Here is a 2,898-nt window from a genome sequence, read left to right as displayed (position 1 = left end):
TGAAGTCGATCACCCGCGTGGCGGTCGACGATCGCGGCTCGCGCCCGTTGCGCAAGTCTAGCACGAAGCGCGGGTCGTTGACCGCCAGCCGCCCGAACTTCGTCGCCGGCATTCCCGTGCGCCGCAGGAACCGCTCCACTTCCCGTCCAACATGCATGAAATCAGACCCTTCGACTCGATTGATATGTTCATGTTCTGTTCTAAAACCCAACTTGTCTAGGAAATTTCCTACGACTATGGTGGTAACCATGGATGCGCAGGCGACGGTGGCGATGGAGGCGGAGCGGCGAGGGGCCAGCTTGGCCGCACTGTCACGGATGATCGGGCGCAATCCGGCCTATTTGCAGCAGTTCGTGAAGCGCGGGACGCCGCGGCGGCTCGACGAGCAGGCGCGGCGGCATCTGGCGGCGTTCTTCGGGGTGGACGAAAGCGTGCTCGGCGGACCGGCGCAAAAGGCTGAACTGGTGGCGGTGCCGCGGATTGACGCACAGGCGGCGGCGGGGCCGGGCGGGATGGTCGAGGACGATTGCGTGGCCGGCGAGGAACGGATCGATCCGCGCGTCGCCAAGCGTCTGGGCGTCGCGCCGGAATCGCTGACGATGATCACCGCGCGCGGCACATCGATGGAGCCGCTGATCCACGACGGCGATGCGCTGTTCGTCGATTCCGGCGATCGACAGCTATCGTCGCGGCCGGGCCTGTTCGTGCTGCGGATCGACGGTGTGTTATTGGTCAAGCGAGTCGCGCGGATCGGGTTCGAGCTTCACATCGCCAGCAACAATCCGGCGACGCCCCCGATCGCGCCGGTGCGGGCGGATCGGGCGGAGATTATCGGACGGGTAGTAAGACTGGCGCGGTCGCTGAAATAAACGTCAGGGTCGCCGGTCGATCAGCCAGACGACCACCGCCGCGCCGATCCCGATCACCGCGCCGATTTCGAGCCAGCGCGTGGCGTTACCTTGCGTCATGCCGAGGATACCGCCCACCAGCAGGCCAAGCGCGATGAGGAACCCGCCGGCGGCGGGGGCGGTCGATCGAGGGGGGCGGCGGCTCATGAAATCGCCCCTGCCATGTTCCGCCGCGGGACGCCAGTGTCCCGGCGCGGGATCGGCGGGTCAGGCCGCCAAAACCCGTTTACCACTGCGTCCCGCCGCCCGCCGTCGATCGTGCGGTTCTGGCACGAGACGTGAAGCGCGGCGCGCTCGGTACGCAATCGAGCGCCCGCCCGCCGGAGTATCCCATGCAGTTGTTCCTCGCCGATCGTTCGTCCGTCGATGCCGCACAGGATCTGATCGCGAACTTCGGCGACGATGCGGGTTTCGAAGCGGCGGCGCGCGCGGACAAGAGCCGCGACCTCGGCAACCATCTGCATTTCTGCCGCTGGCGCCAGATCGAGCGGCTGATCGTGCTGATGTCGGTGGGCTGCGCGGTGGGGACCGTGCACTAACCCCGGCGTTATAGGTCGAGCGCGTAAAATCGGGTGTCGACCGGCGCGAGCGGAAAACCAACCGGCAAGTCCGCCTTCGCGATGATCGCAAAGCCGTTACGTTCGTAGAATCGGTGCGCGGCAAGAAAGGCTTCGGTAGTGCCTAGCAGAATCTGTCGCAGTCCGCTGGCGCGGGCATGCGCCAGCAGCACGTCGAGCAGAGCTTGCCCCAACCGGCGCGGCGGCCCGCGATAGTCGGGCGCGACGAACATCTTGCGTAGCGCTCCCAGAGCGTCGCCGAACTCCTTGAGCGCGATCGTCCCGACGACCTGCCCGCCGTCGCGCGCCACCCAGAAGCCGCCGCGCCCGGGCAAGTAAAAACCCGGAATATCGCGCAAGTCGGGCTGGTCGTCGGCGGTTATCGCGATGCCGAACTCGACCGACTGAATCGGGACGATCAGGTCGATGATCGCATCCTCGTCGCCCGCGACGAAGGACGCGATCGTCAATCCATGCAGGTCAGGCGGGTTCGCCAACGATCGTCTTCAATTCCATGAAGTCGGCCAAGCCATATTTGCCGCCTTCACGCCCGTTGCCCGACTGCTTGTAGCCGCCGAACGGCGTCGGGCCGTTCGGCCCCCAGGCGTTGATCGTGACGAGGCCGGCGCGCAGCTTGCCCGCGATCTTCGCCGCTTCAGCCGGGTCGCCCGAGATCGTCGCCGACAGCCCGTAATCGGTGTCGTTTGCCATCTCGACCGCCTGATCGGCATCGTCATACGTACTGATCGTCGCGACCGGGCCGAACGTCTCCTCGCGATAGATGCGCATGTCGGGGGTCACATCGGCGAGCAAGGTCGGCTTGACGAAGAACCCCGCGTTGCGGCCGTCGGGGCGGCCGGTGCCGCCGGTGATGAGCGTCGCGCCCTCGTCGATCGCCGACTGGATCAGCCCCTGGATCTTCTCGAACTGCGCCTTGTTGACGACCGGGCCGATATGCGCGCCCATCACGCTCGCGGCGTCGACGGGGGTCGCCTCCATGATCGACTTCACGACCTGAGTCGCATCGGCGACTTGGCTCTTGTGGACGAGCAGCCTGGTCGGGGCGATGCACGACTGGCCGCTGTTCGCGAGCACGCCCTGGATCGTCGGGGGCAGCACCGTGCCGAGATCGGCGCCCTCCAGCACGACGTTGGGCGCCTTACCGCCGAGTTCCTGGTGGACGCGCTTGACCGTCGCCGCAGCGGCCTGTGCCACCGCGATCCCGGCGCGGGTCGAGCCGGTGAAGCTCACCATGTCGACGTCCTTGTGGCTCGACAGCCCCGAACCGACGCCGGGACCGTCGCCATTGACCAGGTTGAACACGCCCGCCGGCACGCCGGCCTTGTCCATGATCTCGGCGAGGATCACCGCGTTGCCGGGTGCTTCCTCCGAGGGTTTCAGGATCATCGTGTCGCCGGCGGCGAGCGCGGGGG

5 protein-coding genes are annotated in these 2,898 nt (G+C 66.8%); 2 read left to right on the top strand and 3 right to left on the bottom strand.

Annotated features, from left to right (window positions below):
* Positions 1-248: 248 nt before the first annotated feature.
* A complete protein-coding gene (locus JWM94_RS12175; RefSeq protein ID WP_299427172.1) occupies positions 249-869 on the top strand; it encodes a S24 family peptidase in 621 nt (206 codons plus the stop codon).
* Positions 870-872: 3 nt separating this feature from the next.
* On the opposite strand, the gene JWM94_RS12170 is transcribed toward JWM94_RS12175, so the two are convergent.
* Positions 873-1,055: a hypothetical protein gene (locus tag JWM94_RS12170; RefSeq protein WP_299427169.1), complete on the bottom strand. Its 183-nt coding sequence runs from the start codon at positions 1,053-1,055 to the stop codon at positions 873-875.
* A gap of 185 nt (positions 1,056-1,240) precedes the next feature.
* Between JWM94_RS12170 and JWM94_RS12165 the strand changes: the two genes are divergently transcribed.
* A complete protein-coding gene (locus tag JWM94_RS12165) occupies positions 1,241-1,447 on the top strand; it encodes a hypothetical protein (protein ID WP_299427175.1) in 207 nt (68 codons plus the stop codon).
* Positions 1,448-1,455: 8 nt separating this feature from the next.
* On the opposite strand, the gene JWM94_RS12160 is transcribed toward JWM94_RS12165, so the two are convergent.
* On the bottom strand, positions 1,456-1,962 hold the full coding sequence (locus JWM94_RS12160; RefSeq protein WP_299427166.1) for a GNAT family N-acetyltransferase: 507 nt from the start codon (positions 1,960-1,962) through the stop codon (positions 1,456-1,458).
* The coding region (locus JWM94_RS12155) for an aldehyde dehydrogenase family protein (protein ID WP_299427163.1) at positions 1,946-2,898 on the bottom strand (953 nt) is incomplete at its 5' end. The genes JWM94_RS12155 and JWM94_RS12160, both read right to left, overlap by 17 nt.

Source organism: Sphingomonas bacterium, assembly GCF_028289855.1.
Taxonomy (GTDB): domain Bacteria; phylum Pseudomonadota; class Alphaproteobacteria; order Sphingomonadales; family Sphingomonadaceae; genus Sphingomonas.
Note: the sequence above shows the minus strand (reverse complement) of the source record. Positions and strands in the feature narration are given on the sequence as shown.